This is a genomic window from Microcystis sp. M31BS1, assembly GCF_020245285.1.
Classification (GTDB): domain Bacteria; phylum Cyanobacteriota; class Cyanobacteriia; order Cyanobacteriales; family Microcystaceae; genus Microcystis; species Microcystis panniformis.
Genome location: NZ_JADBVE010000257.1, coordinates 1 through 20,088 on the forward strand (window position 1 = coordinate 1; position 20,088 = coordinate 20,088).

Below are 20,088 nucleotides of genomic sequence, written 5' to 3' on the forward strand. Positions count from 1 at the left end.
ACCAAAATAAACCGTCTCTATCCAAATTCGCTCGCTTCTTCAATATTAATAATCACTTCTTCTCAAGTTTCACCCTGACTCATACATCCGGGTAAATCTGGAATTAGTTTTTCCTAGACAAAAATGGTAGTAAATTCGTAGTAAATTCGTAGGTCGGGTTGAGGCTACGAAACCCGACAACCCGACAGAAACCCTCTTAATCCTTTTTTTGCTGAATAAAATGCACAACTGGACTAATTTTTGATTATAACGATTAAATAGGCTTGACTAGATCGCCAACTTGAGGATTTTCAAACGGTAGTCTTTTTCCTAATTTATCAATCATTGATTTTAACTCTCTTTCTCTCGTTGACTGTAACTCTTTCTTTGCTAAGTATTCAATTCCAGAAGGAGTCAAGGGGGGGATATAAGATAATTCAGACAAGTCTCTAGGTTGCAGCAAATGATATTCTCTGATCAAATAATAAAGTTTATTTAAATCTATGTCTGGCTTTTTGTCTGATTCTATAATAGATATTTTATCTTGAACCAAAATAATTCTTCCCGTACCTCTTACTAATTCGAGAAACCCTAAAGATTCTCCCGTATTAGGGTCTATAATTTCTTCCTCGCTTATCCCATATATCAATACTCGGCGACCCACTTGAATTCTATTTCGTTCGCCTCGATTCATGACTAATCGATACGGATCAAGGATATTAACTATCTGGGCGGGGAATGTACCTTTAGGCGATAATAATGTCGTTTCAGTTAGGTTTTCCATGTTTCTTCTAGGGTTGACCGGTATTGAAATTTCTAGGACTGCTAGGCTTGATGATTATTTTTTCAATTAATTTGGGATCGTTTCCATCTAGGGCATCGATAATATTTTGATAGTTAGGAGACGGCTGATTTAGAATAGCTTGTATTTTTCCATCATTTTGGATCACGTTTACGAAACCTATTCCAATTAAATTTTCAAACCCGTCATCATCCGTGTAGTAGAAAGAAATATAGATATCATACGCAAATAAATTGGAGGCTTCGAGTAAGCATAGAATATTATTGTTTGCGTTCTTTTGAACTCTTAGAATTTTAGGGATAATGCGCTGTTTAATTTCAGTCTCTAGCTTTTGGTTTACCTCCTGAAGTTGCTTAACTTCTGCCTCTAATTTTTGCTTCTGTCTAAGAAGTGTGTTAACAGCACTTAACAAAGTGGCTATAAACAGTAGGGTGAAGAAACTGACAATAATTACTAGATCTAGAGGAATAGAAGTATTGAATGGATAACGAATTAAGGCAATACCTCCTAAAAATCCAAGAAGACCGAGTAAAACCCCTTGAATTTCGTTAAAACTAGACCAAATTAACCCCCAAAAGTTATTTTTCATCTTTGTTCAAAACTCAAGAGACCGGTAATTAGCCAGTCTCTCAAGTCTTATCTATCTATTCTACTCGATTCCTTCGATACGGTCCTCCACTTCTTGATAAAGTTCCTGTAAGCGGTCTAAATTCTCTTGAGAAGTTTCCCAGTAACCGCGACCATTAACTTCTAGCAGGGTTCCCACCATCTTGCGGAAAGAATTAGGATTGAGATTCATCAGACGCTGACACATTTCCTCATCTTGAATAAAGGTGGTGTTGACATCTTCATACACCCAATTATCCACCGCGTCAGCAGTTGCCGACCATCCCATGGTATTAACCAAACGCTTCGATAACTCTCGGACTCCTTCGTAACCGTGACTTAACATTCCCTCGTACCATTTGGGATTGAGTAACTTGGTGCGGGTATCCAAGCGCACGGTTTCCGATAAAGTACGCACTTGAGCGTTAGCGGTGGTAGTATCGGCAATATAGGCCGCCGGTTTTTTGCCATCATCGCGTAAACTAGCGACAACTTTTGTCGGGTCCGAGTCGAAATAGTGGGAAACATCGGTTAAACTAATCTCGCTAGAATCCAAATTTTGGAAAGTTGCCTCCGCAGTTTTTAAGGATGCTTCAAACAACTGACGATTATCGGCCATCATCCCCGGATTATCAGAATCGAAAGCAAAACCCTTACGGTTGAGATACATATTCTGTAACTCTTTTTCATCTTCCCAACTGCTATTTTCCACCGCGAGATTGATGTTAGAAGAATAGGAACCAGAAGCATTAGAAAAGATGCGGGTGGCTGCCTGTCGAACCGTTAAACCCATTTCTTTTGCTTGTTCCATAGCGTGTTTGCGGACATAATTCATCTCTACCGGTTCATTTGCTTCCGCGGCCATTTTTACCCCTTGGTCAAGCAAATTCATCTGATTGATAAATAAATCCCGGAAAACACCAGAACAATTGACCACCACATCAATGCGCGGTCTTCCTAACTCCTCTAGGGGAATTAATTCCAGTTTATTCACCCGTCCCAAAGCATCGGGAACGGGACGAACTCCCACCATCCAGAGAATTTGTGCTAGGGATTCCCCATAGGTTTTGATGTTATCGGTTCCCCAGAGAACACAAGCGATGGTTTCGGGATATTTACCGCCATTATCCAGTTTTTGCCGTTCTAACAGACGATCCACCACGATTTTAGCCGATTTTACCGCCGCTAGGGTCGGGATAGATTGGGGGTCTAAAGCGTGGATATTTTTACCCGTCGGTAAAACTCCGGGGTTACGGATGGGGTCGCCACCGGGACCGGGAAGAACGTATTCCCCTTCTAATGCTTTTAATAGGGCCCCTAATTCATTATCGGCACAAACCTGTTCTAAACAGAATTCTAGGTATTCAAACAGGGGTTTTAACGCTTCCGAATCAACTTTTGGATAACCCATCGACCGTAAAGTTTCGATCCAAGGTGATTTCTTGCCTATATTCAAGAAATTCAGCTTAGAAAGCATCGATACCCGACCTTCCGCGTCGGTTTGAGACTCGACTAAAGTTGCGACGGCAGCGCGAGTCGCGAGGGTGATGTTTTGCAGTAGTTCCACATCTTCTAACACACCTCGATCGCTATTGCGATAAACTTCCTCTATATCCCGGCCGATGCTGTTGGCAATAATCCGGGGTAAGGAGAGTAAATCGTCCTCTTCCCGGTCTAAACTGGCAATATTGACCAAAGTTGCCACCGCTTCGAGCGCCGAGGGGGGTTTCCCAATAACATGAAGTCCGCAGGGAAGCAAGCGCGATTCAATTTCCATCAGTTTACGATAGACCGAACCGACAATATTATCCCGTTCCTCTTGACTGAGATGGGCGGTGTCACCATCAGGTAAACTTATATCTTTGTCAAGATTAACTAATAAACATTTATCGACAATGGTATTGACAATTTGCACCCCACGCCCACTATCTTTCAGGGTTTGGTAGGAACCGATCAACTCGCTTAGTTCTTTTAACCCTTTGTAGAGTCCGGCATTTTCTGCGGGGGGAGTGAGATAGGAGATAGTTTCCGCATAACTACGACGTTTAGCGATCGTCGCTTCGCTGGGGTTATTAGCGGCATAATAGTAGAGGTTGGGAATCATCCCGATGAGGTTATCGGGGTAGCATTCTCCAGACATTCCCATCTGTTTCCCCGGCATAAATTCTAGGGAACCGTGGGTGCCAAAATGAAGAACCGCATCTGCTTTCCAGACTTGATTGAGATAGGTATAGTAGGCTGCAAAACCGTGGTGGGGACTAGCAGAACGAGAAAAGAGCAGACGCATCGGATCCCCTTCATAACCGAAGGTGGGTTGAACCCCAATAAAAACATTACCGAACTCTTTCCCGTAGATTAATAGATTTTGTCCATCACTGTTGAGGTGTCCCGGTGGTGGTCCCCAATTTTCCTCCAAACGGACGGAATAGGGGGTTAAACGTTCGTATTCAGGTACAGACATCCGATAAGCGATATTTAGCTCCGGACTATGGTATTGTGCGGTGGCATCATGGATTACCGCTTCCATCAGTTCTCGGGGAGATGCGGGTAGATCCTGCAAGTCATAACCGTTATTTTGTAACGCTTGCATCACCTCGTAGATGGAACCGAACACATCTAGATAGGCTGCGGTTCCCACATTCCCTTTATCGGGGGGGAAACTAAAGACAGTGATGGCGACTTTTTTATTGAGTTTCGGTTTCTTTCTTAGGTTAGCCCATTTTAGCGCCCGTTGAGCGATCGCTTCTACCCGATCCTGTAAAGCGATCGCTTTACCCGTAGCCCCATCCCGGCCTGATAATATAATAGGTTCGATCGCACCGTCTAATTCGGGAATGGCAATCTGTAGCGCTACTTGAATCGGGTGTAACCCCAAATCGCTTTCTTCCCATTCCTGAGTGGTTTGGAAAACTAGCGGTAACGCGCACATATAGGGACGATTGAGACGTTTTAAGGATTCTATCGCTTTCGGATGATCTTGTCGCGCTGGACCCCCCACTAAAGCAAATCCCGTCAGGGAAATTACCGTATCAACAATAGCAACCGCTTCCACTCCTTTTAAGCTTTTATCCCAGAAATATTCTTCTACCGGTTTAGAAAAGTCTAATCCCCCGGCAAAAACGGGAAGGACTCGCGCACCCATAGACTCGAATTCCTGCACGAGAGCGACATAATGAGCGTCATCACCAGTAACGAGGTGAGTTCTCTGTAAAATTAAGCCAACACAGGGAGCTAAGGGGTCTTTTAGGTCATCGGCAATATCACTGCGATTATTGTACCAAGCGAAGTATTCCTTGACATCCTCGAACATTTTCATGGATAAAGGATGCCAGATACCCAGATCTGGATAAACTACCGGTTCCTTGTAAACTACACTGTCATCCTTGTTATCGAAGACGTACTTATCGGCCAACATTAACAGGAAGTTCTCTAAATTTTCTGCGGAACCTCCTAGCCAATACTGGAAACTTAACATAAAGTTGCGTGCGTCCTGAGCTTTTTCCATGGGGAGGTATTTCAGGACTTGCGGTAAGGTTCGCAATAACTTTAACATCGCGTCTTGGAAACCAGCGCCGGAGTTTTCCTTGCGCTTTTTCATAAAGTTAGCGATGACACTCTTAGACTGTCCCAATTGAGCCATGGAAAAGCAACCTAATTTATTTAAGCGCATTACCTGGGGCATGGAGGGAAAGACGATCGCCGCATCTAATTTATCCCGATGGGGACCGACAGCGGCCACAACTTTATCGGCTAAATCTTCGATAAAGATAAGAGAAGCGATGAAAATATTAGCTTTGGCCACATCCTCTTGAAAATTGCGATAGTTTTCCCCATCGCGCAGTTCTTCGATTAAATAACCACTAATTTCGATCGCTAGTTTCGGGTTGTTAGCGTTGATTTCCCTGACCGCACTACTCAGCGCACTTTGGTACTGAGGTTCTAGCACGACATAGACCACCTTGACCAGCGATCGACCATTCAACCCGTCAGGAACTATGTGACGAATGGTGGACTTGACGTGAGTGAACATATATGATGGTTCTCCTTAGAATTGCTGAGTCTGGTATGAAGGGATTTTCGTCATCAGATGACGATCGCCCTTTGTTTAAGGTATTTAGATATATGTTTCTGTTTTGTATCAGAAAATGTAACCCTAATGAGCATTTACTCTGGGTTTTGACACAATTCGATAAATATCTTGCCATATTTTGTAACAGATGGTAAAGAGCTTTCGGAGTAACTGCTCAAGCTTTTCTTCACAAAAATTAATATTTAATCTATTGACTTTTTTAATAAAAAGTGGTAGAAAATGGCATCTCGGACGAGATGTCGCTGTTATAGTCGTTTCCAATAAGTTTGAGACAAGCGTTGCCGATTCAAAGAATGAGTTGACTGCTAAAAGCTCTGAAAACTGGTTGAGAATTTTGCCAAATCATACCGCTACTCAGCAACGCCAGATTTCGATCGAATGCTTCAGAAATGATTAACTATCTCTGACACTAAATTCCCAGCCTTCGGGCATTTTCGTACCTTTCAGGTTAGCACCCCTCAGTTTAGCACGGCTCAGGTCAGCATCGCTCAGGAAAGGACGGCTCAGGTCAGCACCGCTCAGGTTAGCATCGCTCAGGTTAGCACCGCTCAGGTTAGCACCGCTCAGGTCAGCACCGCTCAGGTCTTTATCACCCCGCATCACCTTCCTTACATCCAATCGATTAGCCATAGTCTTCTCCTTAATTTAGGGTATATGAAAGGATTAATTCAACGAGCAGACAGTCATAGACAAGGTTCTCTGCTGATTGCTACGTCTTTTGTAATGTAATGTACCACAAATATCTATAAAAATCAATGATGGCAAAAGTCAGAAGCCCATTAGAAGTAATGCAATGAGACAGATGTTTAGGAATCAAGAAAATGACGAGAATGGCATCCGTCAAATCTTCAAACAAGCGTAGATCGAGTGACGGATTTTATCAACCAGCGACCGCGAAAATCCTTTGACTATCGCACGTCTTAAGTACCTAGACTTAGGAGTTAAGCGTACTATTAAAAACGGATTTAGTATAACTAGGTTAGAGGTTTACTCAAAATTGTGTCGATGACTGATACTAAATCCAGTTATTAAAAAATGATTATGTATTCCCCCTTTTGCATGAGTAGAAAAGGGGTTTCTCCGAGAAACCCCTTTTCTGTCTCGGAATTGATCATTGCTAATTCAATTCCATCGTCTCGGAGTCTCCCCAAAACGAAACCCTGATAACTCACCATTAAGATAATTGCTATATGTAGGTAGGCGTTAAAAATTATCAGATGCCCCCCTTATTAAGGGGGGATTAAGGGGGGATCCCCCCGCCTATCGGCACCCCCCTTATTAAGGGGGGCAGGGGGGATCGAACCTAAAATCCATTTTTAATTTAATTATAACCACCTACTTATGTAGTAGAATACAATGAGAAATACCAGTTAAACCCAGCAGATTATAACTCCGGTAGTTAATTTGTATTAGTCGGTGATAAACCCTTATTATTTTCAGTAATCGATCGACAATGTTTTTTAATTGGATAACTTTACCCTATTTATTAATTAATCCTGTTTTAATTCCCTTGAGTATAGCTCGATCGGAAACTATTCTTGTTCGAGAAGTCAGGGATCCTAATTATCAAAAACTGGTACAGTATGCCCAAAATCAACAACTCGATCGCTTACTCATGGCTGATATAATTCAGAATATCGCCACTCAATTTTTAGGAGCAAAATATCAAGCAGGATTACTCGATCGCTCGGCAACAGAAAAATTATTTATCTCTTTAAAAGAGTTTGATTGTGTCCTTTTTGTGGAAACAGTTCTCGCTTTGAGTCACAATTTTGCTTTAAAAAATTATCAGTATTCTGCTTTTAGTCAGCAGGTTTTAAATCAGCGTTATCGCCACGGTATTCTCGACGGTTATTGTAGTCGCTTGCATTACTTTTCCGATTGGATTAATGACAACCAAAAACGAGGTAATCTAGAAAATATTACTCACAAATTAGGAGGAATTACTCTTGACAAAAAGCTCAATTTTATGAGTAAAAATCGACCTCTATATCCCCAGTTAAAAACTCAAAGTAATTACGATTGTATTCAACAGGTAGAACGGCAATTAGAGAGTTTATCCTTAACCTATATTCCCACCCCTAAGATTAAAGATATTTATCCACAACTACAAGCTGGCGATATTATCGGTGTCGTGACTAATATCCCTGGTTTAGATACCACCCATACCGGTCTAGTTTATCGCTTTTCCGATGGCAAAATTGGCTTAATTCATGCCTCTCCTGCTGGTCAAGTTACCATTGCTAAAGACCTAGAAAAATATATCACTAAAGTGGACAAAGCCATCGGTATTTTTGTCGTTCGTCCCCTTAATCCAAGAAATAGGTAGATAGGGAGCGAGGACAGAAAAAAAAATTGTGATCTCACCCTATTATTCATCTCAATTTAGGTGTTCAATGTCGGTAATAATCGGTAGAATCACCGTGATCTTTGTGCCTTTTCCTTCCTCACTTTCCAGGTAAATTTGTCCTTTGTGCGCTTCCACACAGCGTCCGACAATGGCTAATCCTAATCCCGTTCCTTGAATATTATCGACATTGCTACCGCGATAAAAAGGTTTAAATAAATTTCCTTTATCTTTGCTGGGAATACCAATTCCTCGATCAATAATTTTAAAGACTACCTGCTCGGATTCGACAATAATCTTAAATTCTACGGGGTTTCCTTGGGGTGAATATTTGAGAGCATTTCCCAGTAAATTTGTCAAGATATGTTTAATTAAATTTATATCCCAAAGTCCTCTTTCTAAGCTGCCCTCAATTTGGAAAATAATTGCTAATTGCGGCTCCGGCTTAACCGTAAAAGATTCTACCAATTTCTGACAATAATCCAGCAAATCCACCGGATCAAATTGACAGTATAATCTCCCGGAATCGGCCCGGCCAATTAATAACACTTCTGTGAGCAATTGATCCATGTCTTTAATGGCCGATCGAATCATGCGAAAATAGCTAACTTGCTGATCTTTTGTCAACCGATCGCGACTTTCTTCTAATAATCCAGCCGAGAGTAAAATTTTATTTAAAGGATTGCGAAAATCGTGGGATAACATGGAAACAAATTCAGTTTTTAACTGATTTAATTCCTGAGCTTTTTCCAGTTGATTAGTGCGTTCAATCACGCTCATTTTTAAAGCTTCGTTGGATTCTCGTAAAGCTTCCTCCATCTGTTTTCGCTCGATCGCATAACATAGCGATCGAGTTAAAATTTCTAAACTTACTTCTCTTTTAATTAAATAATCCTGCGCTCCCTGACGCAGTGCTGCCAAAGCTAAATTATCATCATTAGTATTAGTTAAAACCACGATTGGCAATTTCGGAGCGGTAATTAAAAGGGGAGCTAAGGATTCCAAACCCTGACTATCTGGTAAAGTTAGATCTAATAAAATTACATCAAAATTTGTTTGTTGTAACAGAGAAATCGCCTCGGATAATCTTGACACATTAACCAGATGAAATTCTTTTTTTTCATTACCCTTAAGAATTTCCTTTAATAATCGAGCTTCGGCTAAATTATCCTCGATTAAAAGAACTTTTATATCCTGCGAGAGTCCCATTTTTTAATCAAGAGTTAAAGAGATTTGGGAGGTTAGGAAGTGGGGTGTAGGGTGTGGGGTGTGGGGTGTGGGGTGTGGGGAGAATAAAGCTGACTCCTGACTCCTGACTCCTGATAACTGATAACTGAATAACTGATAACTGATCATGATTCACTCCGTTGGTAAAGTAGCGGTTTCTAACCAAAAAGCCTCGATATTTTTGACAATTTTGAACAAATCGTTGAGATTGCGCGACTTGGTTATATAACAATTAACGTGCAGTTCATAGCTATGAAAAATATCCTCCTCGTTGCGAGACGTGGTTAAAACCACCACAGGAATTCTTTTTAAACTGGGATCGTTTTTGATTTCCGCTAATACCTCCCGTCCGTCTTTTCTGGGCAAATTCAGATCGAGAAGAATCAGATTAGGACGGGGAGAATCGAGATACTCCCCTTCTCGACGCAGATAATCCATGGCGTTGACACCGTCCCTAACGATAACTAATTCATGCGGGACGGTGCTAGTTTTTAATGCCTCTTGGATGAGGCGAATATCAGCTTTACTGTCCTCCACTAATAAGATAATTTTGTGTGGCACGTCCTCGCCAGCGCTCACGCTCGTTACCTCCTAGGGGAATTGTAAAATAGAAAACCGCTCCTTTGCCTAATTGGGATTCTACCCAAATTCGTCCGCGATGACACTCGATAATTTTCTTGCAAATCGCCAAACCCATACCTGTGCCGGGGTACTCGTCGCGGGTGTGCAGTCGTTGGAAAATCACGAAAATGCGTTCGGAAAATCGGGGATCGATGCCAATTCCATTATCGCTAATAGAGAACAGCCATTCCTCCTCTTGACGTTGAGCAGCAATATGAATAGTGGGGGTTGCTTTTCCTCGGAATTTAATGGCATTACCGATGAGATTTTGGAACAATTGCATTAACTGGGTTTTATCTGCCATGACAATTGGCAAAGGATCAACGGTGATCACAGCTTGACTTTCCTGAATTCTCCCTTTCAGGTTAGCGAGAGCTTTTTCCAGTGCCAGATTAGCATCGATGGTATTAAACTCTACCGCCTGCATATCCACTTTCGAGTAAGCCAGCACATCATCTATTAATGTTTGCATCAAACTGACACCTTCGACGGCAAAAGTAATAAATTCTTTAGCATCTTCGTCCAGTTCTTCGGTGTAGCGCATTTCTAGCAACTGCACATAGTTGGCGACTTGATTGAGGGGTTCCTGTAAATCGTGGGAGGCGACGTAGGCGAATTTTTTTAATTCGGCGTTTGATAGTTCCAAATCCCGCGCTAAACGGGCCAATTCATCGGCTTGTTTTAAGATGATATTGACGATCGCTTTTCGTAATTCTAGTGCGGCGTTAATTTCTACTGCTTTCCAGGGGAAAGATTTGAGGCGAACGGTTTCTTTCCAGAGGGAGAAAGATTTACGCGGACAGAGACGAATATCACCATCTATGGCAGTCGTTTCGATCGCTTTACCCGGATCACCACCCCAGTTCACGGTTTGAATTACTTCCGGACGAAACCAGAGGAGATAATTACGTTTAGAAATGGGAATTGCTAGTAAACCACTGGCAATGTCTTTAAACTTACCCGCATCGGCATAAATTCGCGGTAAGGAATTGGTATAGTAAACATCTTCATGGACGTTTTTTTCTAGCCAAGTAATCAGATAATTTAGTTCTTCTTCGCTCGGTGTTACTCCAATTAAGGTATAATTGCCGCCTAAACAAATAGCAGCTCCCGTGGCTTTAGTTAGATCGAGCAGATTCGGTTTATGGGCAATTAATCCATCAATAAAGTTATTAGCTTCCGCCATATAATCGATTAATTGCGATTGCACAAAGGTTAATTTTACTCGATAGTCATAATCCTCGGTTTCTTCCCGTGCCGATATTTCCGAGAAAATTACTCTTCCTAAGAACTCACAAGCTTTACGGAGTTCGTAGGGTACATATTTAGGGGTGCGGTGATGACAGGCAATAATGCCCCAGAGACGTTTATTTTCAATCAGAGAAATCGTTAGAGATGCTCCCACTCCCATATTATGCAGGTATTCTAAATGACAGGGAGAAGCACTTCTAAGACTGGACAGGGTTAAATTTAAGGGTTGTTGGGTTTCGGGATGAAGACTAGGCACTAGATCGACGGGTTCAGAGGTAGCATCGGGAATCTGTCGAATCCAATTAGCACTTAATAAATTTCGTGCCGGGAGAGGGATATCGGAAGCGGGATAACGTAAACCGAGATAGGGTTCTAGTTGCTCTATTTTGTCTTCTGCTATCACATCACCGTTATCTTCTTCGTCGAATTTGTATAACATAACTCGATCGAATCCTGTCATTTTTCGCACTTCTTTAACGATGATATTACAGAAATCTTTCAGGCTACGGGTGGCTTCAAGTTTATCGATCGAAGTTTTGGCTAGGTGATAGAATCTCAGGAAAGGAATGTTTTCATAGGAAATAGCTGGTTCTAACTCTAAAATCAGCATTTGTTCGGCGTTGCGGTGGAAAATAGCATCAAAGACAGCAAAATCATCCCCTTTAACCCGCGCCCAAATTTTGGAGGGATTGATAGCATCAAAATCGTTATTTTCTATGGCTGATTTTAGAGGATCGATCTGAAAGGGATCGAAGATTTCCTCTAGGGTTTTACCGATAATTTCCCCCGGAGAAATCCCCAATAAACTGCGGCTATTACTGCTAGTTTGGCTGACTTTTAGCTCTGGTTCGCTGAGAACTAAAAGCACTCCGTGCGGTTGAATTCGGTTATAGAGATGGATCGGTTCCCGTTCGATCGAAGTTGGGTTAATTGTCTCGGTTAGAACTTCCATGTGTATTTCCCCCAGAGGATTTTTGCCAAGTTGAAAACTCTTTGTTTATTAAAACTATTTCTTCTCACTTCCAAGGGGCGATCAAGAATAAATTTACTTATCTTAATCCCAGGCCATCAAAAGTAATAAAACTTTAATTAATCAGTTATCTATCGATCGAGCAGTTCTGTTCAGTTCCCTTTATTATAATCAGTTTTTCTCTGATAATCTATGGTCATTTGTTAAGAATTAAGATTTAATGTTACAAGGGACAGATAATTCTTAATAAAAATATACAGTAGTTAAGGGGTTTCAGACCCAAAAATTTCCAGGAACGCACCCTAGAAAAGTAGGCGATATCGTACTGTGATTATACAATTGATAAGAAAGAACAAATTCAAGAGATAAATTAGTAAACTTGATCGTGTTTGCCAATATCAACTATAACAATTAAAGTTTCTCCTGAATCAGTATCTTGACGAAAAGTAAAAATAATACGGCAATCATAACTAACAGAACATGACCAATAACCTTCTAATCTACCTGTCAGCTTATGAGATTTTAAAGAAGGGGTAAAGGGATTATCTTCTAACAAATGTAGAACCTCTGATACCTTGCTTTGTAGTTGAGGATTTTTGCTGATTAAGCGTTGAAAAGCTCTTTTAAAGCTTTTGTCAGCAACTAATTTCATTATTCTTCATCCTCTAACAAATAAGCCATTATCTCTTCAGTGCTGCCTTTTTTTGCTGTTCCCATCGCTAAAGATTTTAAGGTTTCTTCGCCATTTTTAGCCATCTCCTCCCGGCGTTTCTCAATGCGTCTTTTACGAATTAGCTCAAACAAATAATCTTGGTCTTCAATGGATAGACTCTCTACCGATTCGATCAGATCTTGAAAAAATGCGATACTCATTAAAGTTGACTCCTGTTAGTTAACTTTTTTTCCTGATATGCTAAGTAGCTGGTTATAATTAAATTAAAAATGGATTTTAGGTTCGATCCCCCCTTAGTCCCCCCTTGATAAGGGGGGTGCCGATCCCCCCTTAGTCCCCCCCTTGATAAGGGGGGTGTCTGACAACTTTTAACGCCTACCTACTTATCACAAGATAGTCAAGTAGGGTGCGTCAGACAATCCCTTGTTTTTAGGGAAAAAATCAAGAGCTAAATATTGCCGTAACGCACCACAAAGAAAAGTGTTTGGTTACTTTTATAAGCCGCTATGACGGAGGAGAGGCTCGGTACTAGGTTCGCGACCGCGGAAAGCTTTAAAAACATTCATAGGATGGGAACTTCCCCCCATAGCTAAGACAGTATCGCGAAAACGGCGGCCGATCGCTTTCACTGCTTCTTCGTTATCTAATCCCACTTCCTCGAAAGCGGCAAAAGCATCGGCGCTGAGAACTTCTGCCCATTTATAACTATAGTAACCCGCCGCATAACCGCCAGCGAAAATATGCCCAAAAGAACATAAGAAAGCATCTTCTGGTAGGGGAGGAATGATCGTCGTCGTCGCCGCTAAACGCTGTCTGACTTGTTTAGGAGTTTCGCCGCCATTGGGTTGATAACGATGGTGTAATTCCAAATCTACTAAAGACAAATGTAACTGACGCAGCATAGCCGAACCGCTCATATAATTCTTAGCTAGGAGCAGTTTTTGATAGTAATGTTCGGGGAGAGTTTCACCGGTTTCGTAGTGTTTGGCCATACTCATTAAAGTAGGGCGATCATAACACCAATTTTCCATAAATTGACTGGGCAATTCCACCGCGTCCCACTCAACGTTATTAATACCCGCCGCGCCAGAATAATCCACAGTGGTTAACATATGCTGTAAACCGTGGCCAAATTCGTGAAATAGGGTAGTTACCTCCTCAAAGGTCATTAAACTGGGGTTTCCGTCCACTGGAGGCGTTTGATTGCAGATTAAATAGGCCACAGGTAAACGCACCTCGGCACCAGTTTTGGCGCGACCGATACAGACATCCATCCAAGCACCGCCGCGTTTTTCGGCGGGACGACTGTAGGCATCGAGGTAGAAATAGGCGATTTTTTCGCCCTTTTCGTCGTTAATCTGGAAATAACGCACATCAGGATGCCAGATAGGTGCTTTACCGTCGGTAGCGATAATTTCCACCCCAAAAATCCGTTTAGCGAGGCTAAATATGCCTTCTAAAACCCGTGGTAGGGGGAAATAGGGGCGTAATTCCTCGGCACTAAAGTTAAACTTGGCCTGACGCTGTTTTTCTGACCAATAGGCTATATCCCAATGCTTGAGATCGTCGGTTCCCGCAAAAGTTTTTAAGGCCTCTAAATCCTGTTTTGCCGCTTTATAGCTTACTTGGCGTAAATTGTCAAGCAATTTCTCGATTTCATCCACAGAATTGGCCATTTTGCGGGCAAGACTGACCTCGGCGTAGGTACTATAACCTAAAAGATGGGCCTGTTCCTGACGAAGTTGCAAAATGCGATCGATTAAGGGATTATTATCCAATTCTCCCAGATCAGCCCGACTAACGTAGGCTTTATAGAGTTTTTCCCGCAATTCCCGATTATCGCTGTACTTCATAAAGGGGAAATAACTGGGAAAATCGAGGGTAATCACCCAGGGACCAGTTTCGGTGCTGGCGTTAGTTTCCCCTTGGCCCCGGGCGGTTTGGGCGGCTAAACTGAGGAGACTAGGGGGTAAACCGGCGATATCTTCTGGGGTTGTTAGTTTTAGTTGAAAAGCTTTGGTGGCATCGAGGAGGTTATTAGAAAATTTCGTGGTGATTTCCGCTAATTCCAGTTGAATCGCGTTAAATCTGTCTTTTTTCTCCCCTACCAATCCCACCCCGGCCAATTGGGCATCCCGCAGAGAAGCTTCGACAATGCGCTGTTGTGCCTCGTCTAATTGCCCCCAGCTTTCCCCTTGACGCAGGGACGAGAATGCCTCATAAATGGGTTTACTTTGGCTTAAACGGCTAATAAACTCGACTACCTGTGGTTGTACGGTTTCGTAAGCTTGACGCAATTCCGGGCTATTTTTTACCCCCATCAGATGACCGATAATCCCCCAACTCCAGCTTAAACGTTCTTCGATCCGGGTGAGGGGTTCGACTAATTTTTCCCAGGTGGGGGCAATCTGCGCTTCTAAATCGGTTAATTCTCTGGCCAGTTCCTGCAAAAGTTGCGTCATGCCAGGGACAATTAGGCCGGGTTGGATTTGGTCAAAAGCCGGTAATCCTTGACCGGCAAGCAGCGGGTTACTGGTGTTCGTCATAATTGTTGGTCTGGAAGGGTGGGTAATCTGTATCTTTTACTACCCTAACCCAAATCCCCGACCATCTATCCGGGCGATCGAGCGCCGGAGCTTTTTCTGTGATCAGTGGGAGGTGGGGTGTGGGGTGTGGGGAGAACAAAGCTGCCCCTTGTCTCCTGTCTCCTCTCTCCTGTCTCCTGTCTCCTGTCTCCTATCTCCTGTCTCCTATCTCCTGTCTCCTGACTCCTGTCTCCTGTCTCCTGACTCCTGACTCCTGACTCCTAACCCAATGTGGGCTAAAGATAAGCAAAAATTATTTATTGACTCCAAAAACTTGAGAATATTTAAATTAACATTCCGCAATATTTACAAATTCTTAAGAATTAATTGAGAAAGATTTTTATTTAACAACGATGTTACAAGGGTTACAGCGATTTGATAGAATTTCATAGTGGGTTATTCTGTGCTTTTTTGGGCAGCAATGGTTGAAACCCTTGCCACACCTAGAAGGTGATCCTAATTAAGACGGTCAAATCAGTCAATTTCACCCATAACGATGATCTTTTTTTTGTGTAGTTTTATTGCAAAAAAAAAGTTTTTTTGACAAAAAGCACAAAGTATGATAGTACCCAACGTATTTCTGGCTGCGAGTAATTATTGTAGAGGAGGAGAAAGGAGAAGGGAGAGGGGAGAATAAATAAAAATAATCTCCCTACCCCACACCCTGTCCCTAGGAAAAACTTCTTCAGCAAACCCTAGTTAGGGTTTGCGGCAAAAAGTACGGGCGAAGCATTCGGTTAGAAAATCTCCAGTTTCACCGATAGGTTATTGCCCGAATGCTTCGCCCCTACAGGACGCGGGCCGATGAAGACGCAAGGTTTTGAACGACGATTCTCTCAAAATCTTGCACCTGTTTCGCGAGAAAAGCCACAAAACTCTTACCTTGCCTACATTTCACATTTATTCAGCAAACCCTAGTTAAGGCCTGCTCGATTCTCTGACTATCGAGGGAGCGGCCGATAAAGACCAAGCGAGTTTGCCGCATTTCCGTGGATTGCCAGGGTCGGTCGAAGAAAGAATCAAAGCGATCACCGACTCCCTGTAACACCATACGCATCGGTTTATGGGCCACATTAACAAATCCCTTAACCCGATAGATTTCTTCTCGGGCCACCAATTCTTTGAGCCGTTGGGTCAAAATTCGGGCATCTACGGGAGAATCGAGGCAAAACTGCACAGAATTGATCTCCTCATCGTGATCGTGTTCTTCCTCGTGATCATGATGACTAGGACGACTAGCTAAATCATCCTCGACGGCGGCATTAAATCCCAATAGCACATCGGGGCTAATTTGTCCATCGGCACAAGTAACTATTTTTACCGTCGATCGCAGTTGTGTTTTCAGCCAATTAATAATTTTTTCTAATTCAATTTCGCTGATGAGATCGGTTTTAGTTAAAAGTACCAGGTCAGCGCAGGCTAACTGATCCTCAAATAACTCCTCAATGGGCGTTTCGTGTTCTAAATTGGGGTCTGCTTGCCTTTGTGCCGTTAAAGCGTCCAAATCCGCCACCAGACGACCCCTAGCGACAGCAAAACCATCCACCACCGTGATTACTCCGTCCACCGTGGCACCGTTGCGGATTTCCGGCCAGCGAAAAGCTTGAACCAGAGGTTTAGGTAAAGCTAACCCCGAAGTTTCGATCAGCATACAATCCAACTGTTGCCGTCGTTCCAGCAATTTCTGCATGGTGGGGAGAAACTCTTCCTGTACTGTGCAGCACAGACAACCGTTGGTCAATTCCACAATATTATCGTTGGGGTTGTCGTCGCAGGTCTGACAACTTTTCAATAAATCACCATCAATTCCCACTTCTCCGAATTCATTGACCATAACGGCCACCCGTCGGCCTTGATTATTTTGCAGTAGATGACGGATGAGGGTAGTTTTTCCCGCACCCAGAAAACCCGTGATCACAGTAACTGGAATTTTGTGCATAGATAGAGCGATCGATCATGTTCCTAGATCAATGTATCAGACTCTCGGTCTAGGGTTGAGGGTTTCAGCGCTAATTCTTTAGGATTGCCCCACCAATTGCCGGACTGTCACAAACTAGCTGAAATTTTCCTAGTTAGTGGTTATTCTGGGAAAAGTTTCGGCCGGTTAAAATTCGCTGAAGAACTTTTGTGGGAGTGGATCATGTTACAACGTCTTTTTTTAGCCTTTACCCTCGCTTTTCCTCTTTATTTAAGCATTGCTATTCAACAAACTTCTCCTCTAGCTGATAGAATAAATCGCCCTTCTTCTCGCGGGATCAATAAAATTGAGCGGACAGTAAAAACTATCCAAAAGCAATTAAAACAAGAGCATTCGGTTCAATTAGATTAATAAATTTGGTGAAAAAGACGAGATATAAAACTGGTGCATCTCATTTTTGTAAATCTACTAATTTGGGATTTTTAAGGGGAAACTTTCTCCTAAAATTGGGCGTTACTTTCGGTTTTATCACTCAACCCTAGGGTTTAGTGATAGTAGGGTTGATTCATGAATCAACCCTACCCAAACCCCCCGTTGGGGCCCAAACCCCGGAGCGCATTAGTTTTTCGGTGGGATGCTTACACGCGATTGTTCATATTTTTGTACTAATTTAAGAGTCACTGATAATTGCTAATTGTCGGTATTTCTGCAAATGTGGGATGCACTCGCTAAAACTGCTCTTTTTTACTTTTTACTTGACAAATTACCGGCTATTTGCTGCGAGGTCCGGTATTCGGGAACTAAATCTTGTAGGGACTTAACTAAGCCCTGACGGTCATTAACTTGAATAGAATTAAGCAGTTGCTCTAATTTGATTTGCAATTCGTCCCAAACAAGAAAGTGTTCATGAGCGCAAAAAATCTTGGGGTGAGCGGTGGGACGAGCTTTATCGGTATCGATTAATAATTCTTCGTAGAGTTTTTCCCCTGGTCTTAATCCCGTGATTTTAATATCAATATCTTGCCCTAATTCCAAGCCACTTAAACGAATCATCTGTAGGGCCAAATCGTAAATTCTTACCGGTTCACCCATATCTAACAGGAATACCTCACCCCCTCGGGCCATGGCTCCTGCTTGTATAACCAAACGCACCGCCTCGGGAATAGACATAAAATAGCGAATAATATCGCGATGGGTGAGGGTAATATTCTTACGTTGGGCGATTTGTTCCCGGAAACGCGGCACCACGGAACCGCTACTATCGAGAACATTGCCAAAGCGGACGATCGCGCAACAGGTGGAAGTGTCGGGTAAAGCGGCCAAAGCTTGCACGACTAACTCAGCACAGCGTTTGCTGGCCCCCATAATGTTAGTCGGTCTGACGGACTTATCGGTGGAAATGAGAACTAAATTACTAACCGAATTCTCGATCGCGGTCTGAGCGACATTTAAACTACCCCAAACATTAGTGTAAACCCCCTGACTAGGATTGGCTTCCACAAGAGGAACGTGCTTATAGGCGGCCGTGTGATAAATTGTCTCAATCTGGTGTTGTTGGATGACTCGGGCCAGATGATTGCGGTCGAGAACATTGCCTAGATAGGCATACTTGCGTAAATCGGCATAATTTTCACTTAAATCGAGATCGATTTTGTAGAGGGAAAACTCGTTTAATTCGTAGATTACCAAGCATTTTGGCTTGAGGAAGGCGATTTGTCGGCATAATTCCGAACCGATGGAACCGCCACCCCCGGTGACTAACACCGCTTTACCCGTGACATTTTTTGCCAAAAGTTCGGGATGGGGTAGAATTTCTTCCCGTCCTAATAATTCCGAGACATCGACACTGCGAATCTGATTGATGACCGCTTCTCCCGATAAAATTTTTGAGAGGGGAGGAATGGTTTTAATGTCGATGGGTAAAGTTTCTAGACTTTCGATGATTTGCCGCTTTTTGTCCTTGGCTACATTCGGAATAGCGAGAATAACCCAGTCAAAGGCCCGTTTTTGGTGCAGTAGTGCCAATTGAGAGGGGGAATAAACCCTAATGCCTTGGATAACTCGCTGCTGCAAATCGGGATTATCATCAACAAAGGCCAATAAACGATAGTGGGGGTCATTTTGTAGGGAACGTGCCAATTGACGACCCACAACCCCCGCACCATAGATAACAATTGTCGGTTCTCTATCGACACTACTGACGTAAATGTTAAGACGGTGAAAGACAGAACGAATCAACAATCTGATCCCAATAACCAATACTAGGGTTAACAATGCGTCGATAATCAGGACTGAACGCGGCAAAAAGGCATCCCTTTGAAAGTAGGCCAGACTGATTAAAACCCCTGAACTATAGAGAACCGCTTGCATTACGGACGAAAGAAACTCTAATCCTGTATAACGTACTACGGGACGGTAAATACCTCTGAGATAGAAAACTAGAAGTTTAATCGCAATTAAGCTGAATATTTCCCTGAAAAAAGGTCTAATTTGCTGATATTCGAGGCTCAGATTCAACCTGAGAGAGAAGGCTAGATAGATGGTCAGACAAAAAATCAGGCAATCGCTGACCATTAAAAGAGATCGCTTCGATGACCTAGATAGGGAATTAGCCAATTTAAGGATTTTGTTCGCCAGTTTTCTATACATCATCTGGGGTAAGCTCATCTAAATTAGTATAAAGTGTACTTGACAAATTATAATCATTTCAGATGGTTCTGATACGCTCTAGACCGATGAAAACCTTATAAACTCTGGCATTGATATTCTCAATCTCAATTGACTACATAATCAAGTTCTAATCTCAAACAAGAACAGGAGAAAGAAAAAACAGCAGGTTCTTTGTTACTTAGTATGGTTCGATAGGGGGGCATAAATTGACTAAATCCTTATCTGGCAAGAGACTTAATTGATTAGTTCGCTCTAGATCAAAAATAATTGACAAAAATCGCCAAATGCCTTTCTATATAAGGGTTCCATCCCTTATAACCCCCGTCCATTGCATAACAAAAACCGAAGA

Annotated in this window: 14 protein-coding genes and 1 pseudogene; 3 read left to right on the plus strand and 12 right to left on the minus strand. The window is 42.5% G+C overall.

The features are described from left to right. Nucleotides 1-253: 253 nt before the first annotated feature. The 4 genes from IM509_RS15145 to IM509_RS15160 all read right to left on the minus strand — a co-directional run bounded on the left by IM509_RS15145 (nucleotide 254) and on the right by IM509_RS15160 (nucleotide 6,107). Nucleotides 254-763, minus strand: coding sequence for a hypothetical protein (locus IM509_RS15145; protein ID WP_052276821.1), 510 nt, complete (start codon nucleotides 761-763; stop codon nucleotides 254-256). 7 nt (nucleotides 764-770) lie between these two features. Then, nucleotides 771-1,370 (minus strand): hypothetical protein, encoded by a 600-nt coding sequence (locus IM509_RS15150; protein WP_072924644.1) that lies wholly within the window; start codon nucleotides 1,368-1,370, stop codon nucleotides 771-773. A 60-nt stretch (nucleotides 1,371-1,430) separates the two neighbouring features. Beyond that, nucleotides 1,431-5,417: a magnesium chelatase subunit H gene (locus tag IM509_RS15155; RefSeq protein WP_185236933.1), complete on the minus strand. Its 3,987-nt coding sequence runs from the start codon at nucleotides 5,415-5,417 to the stop codon at nucleotides 1,431-1,433. 453 nt (nucleotides 5,418-5,870) lie between these two features. Next, on the minus strand, nucleotides 5,871-6,107 hold the full coding sequence (locus IM509_RS15160; RefSeq protein ID WP_221634785.1) for a pentapeptide repeat-containing protein: 237 nt from the start codon (nucleotides 6,105-6,107) through the stop codon (nucleotides 5,871-5,873). Nucleotides 6,108-6,930: 823 nt separating this feature from the next. Here IM509_RS15160 and IM509_RS15165 point away from each other — a divergent pair. After that, nucleotides 6,931-7,806 carry an N-acetylmuramoyl-L-alanine amidase-like domain-containing protein gene (locus IM509_RS15165; RefSeq protein WP_185236934.1) on the plus strand — a complete coding sequence of 292 codons (876 nt, stop codon included), beginning with the start codon at nucleotides 6,931-6,933 and terminating at the stop codon, nucleotides 7,804-7,806. Nucleotides 7,807-7,857: 51 nt separating this feature from the next. On the opposite strand, the gene IM509_RS15170 is transcribed toward IM509_RS15165, so the two are convergent. The 7 genes from IM509_RS15170 to cobW all read right to left on the minus strand — a co-directional run bounded on the left by IM509_RS15170 (nucleotide 7,858) and on the right by cobW (nucleotide 17,090). Beyond that, nucleotides 7,858-9,033: a hybrid sensor histidine kinase/response regulator gene (locus IM509_RS15170; RefSeq protein WP_052276813.1), complete on the minus strand. Its 1,176-nt coding sequence runs from the start codon at nucleotides 9,031-9,033 to the stop codon at nucleotides 7,858-7,860. Between the two features lie 150 nt (nucleotides 9,034-9,183). After that, on the minus strand, nucleotides 9,184-9,630 hold the full coding sequence (locus IM509_RS15175; RefSeq protein ID WP_052276812.1) for a response regulator: 447 nt from the start codon (nucleotides 9,628-9,630) through the stop codon (nucleotides 9,184-9,186). Next, nucleotides 9,575-11,875, minus strand: a complete 2,301-nt coding sequence (locus tag IM509_RS15180; RefSeq protein ID WP_052276811.1) for a sensor histidine kinase — start codon at nucleotides 11,873-11,875, stop codon at nucleotides 9,575-9,577. The genes IM509_RS15175 and IM509_RS15180 overlap by 56 nt, the downstream gene beginning before the upstream one ends. 388 nt (nucleotides 11,876-12,263) lie before the next feature. Beyond that, nucleotides 12,264-12,545, minus strand: coding sequence for a type II toxin-antitoxin system RelE/ParE family toxin (locus IM509_RS15185; RefSeq protein WP_004163338.1), 282 nt, complete (start codon nucleotides 12,543-12,545; stop codon nucleotides 12,264-12,266). Then, nucleotides 12,545-12,766: a hypothetical protein gene (locus tag IM509_RS15190; RefSeq protein ID WP_185236935.1), complete on the minus strand. Its 222-nt coding sequence runs from the start codon at nucleotides 12,764-12,766 to the stop codon at nucleotides 12,545-12,547. Before IM509_RS15190 ends, IM509_RS15185 begins: the two co-directional genes overlap by 1 nt. Before the next feature lie 294 nt (nucleotides 12,767-13,060). After that, nucleotides 13,061-15,112, minus strand: a complete 2,052-nt coding sequence (locus IM509_RS15195; protein WP_002759920.1) for a M3 family metallopeptidase — start codon at nucleotides 15,110-15,112, stop codon at nucleotides 13,061-13,063. A gap of 943 nt (nucleotides 15,113-16,055) precedes the next feature. Beyond that, nucleotides 16,056-17,090 carry a cobalamin biosynthesis protein CobW gene (gene cobW, locus IM509_RS15200; protein WP_185236936.1) on the minus strand — a complete coding sequence of 345 codons (1,035 nt, stop codon included), beginning with the start codon at nucleotides 17,088-17,090 and terminating at the stop codon, nucleotides 16,056-16,058. 201 nt (nucleotides 17,091-17,291) lie between these two features. Between cobW and IM509_RS24140 the strand changes: the two genes are divergently transcribed. Together IM509_RS24140 and IM509_RS24370 are read left to right on the plus strand one after the other, a co-directional pair. Beyond that, nucleotides 17,292-17,480: a hypothetical protein gene (locus IM509_RS24140; protein WP_052278468.1), complete on the plus strand. Its 189-nt coding sequence runs from the start codon at nucleotides 17,292-17,294 to the stop codon at nucleotides 17,478-17,480. Nucleotides 17,481-17,542: 62 nt separating this feature from the next. After that, nucleotides 17,543-17,743 (plus strand): annotated as a pseudogene (locus IM509_RS24370) (hypothetical protein). Between the two features lie 70 nt (nucleotides 17,744-17,813). On the opposite strand, the gene IM509_RS15210 reads toward IM509_RS24370, so the two are convergent. Next, nucleotides 17,814-19,718: a polysaccharide biosynthesis protein gene (locus tag IM509_RS15210; protein WP_185236938.1), complete on the minus strand. Its 1,905-nt coding sequence runs from the start codon at nucleotides 19,716-19,718 to the stop codon at nucleotides 17,814-17,816. Between the last annotated feature and the right edge of the window lie 370 nt (nucleotides 19,719-20,088).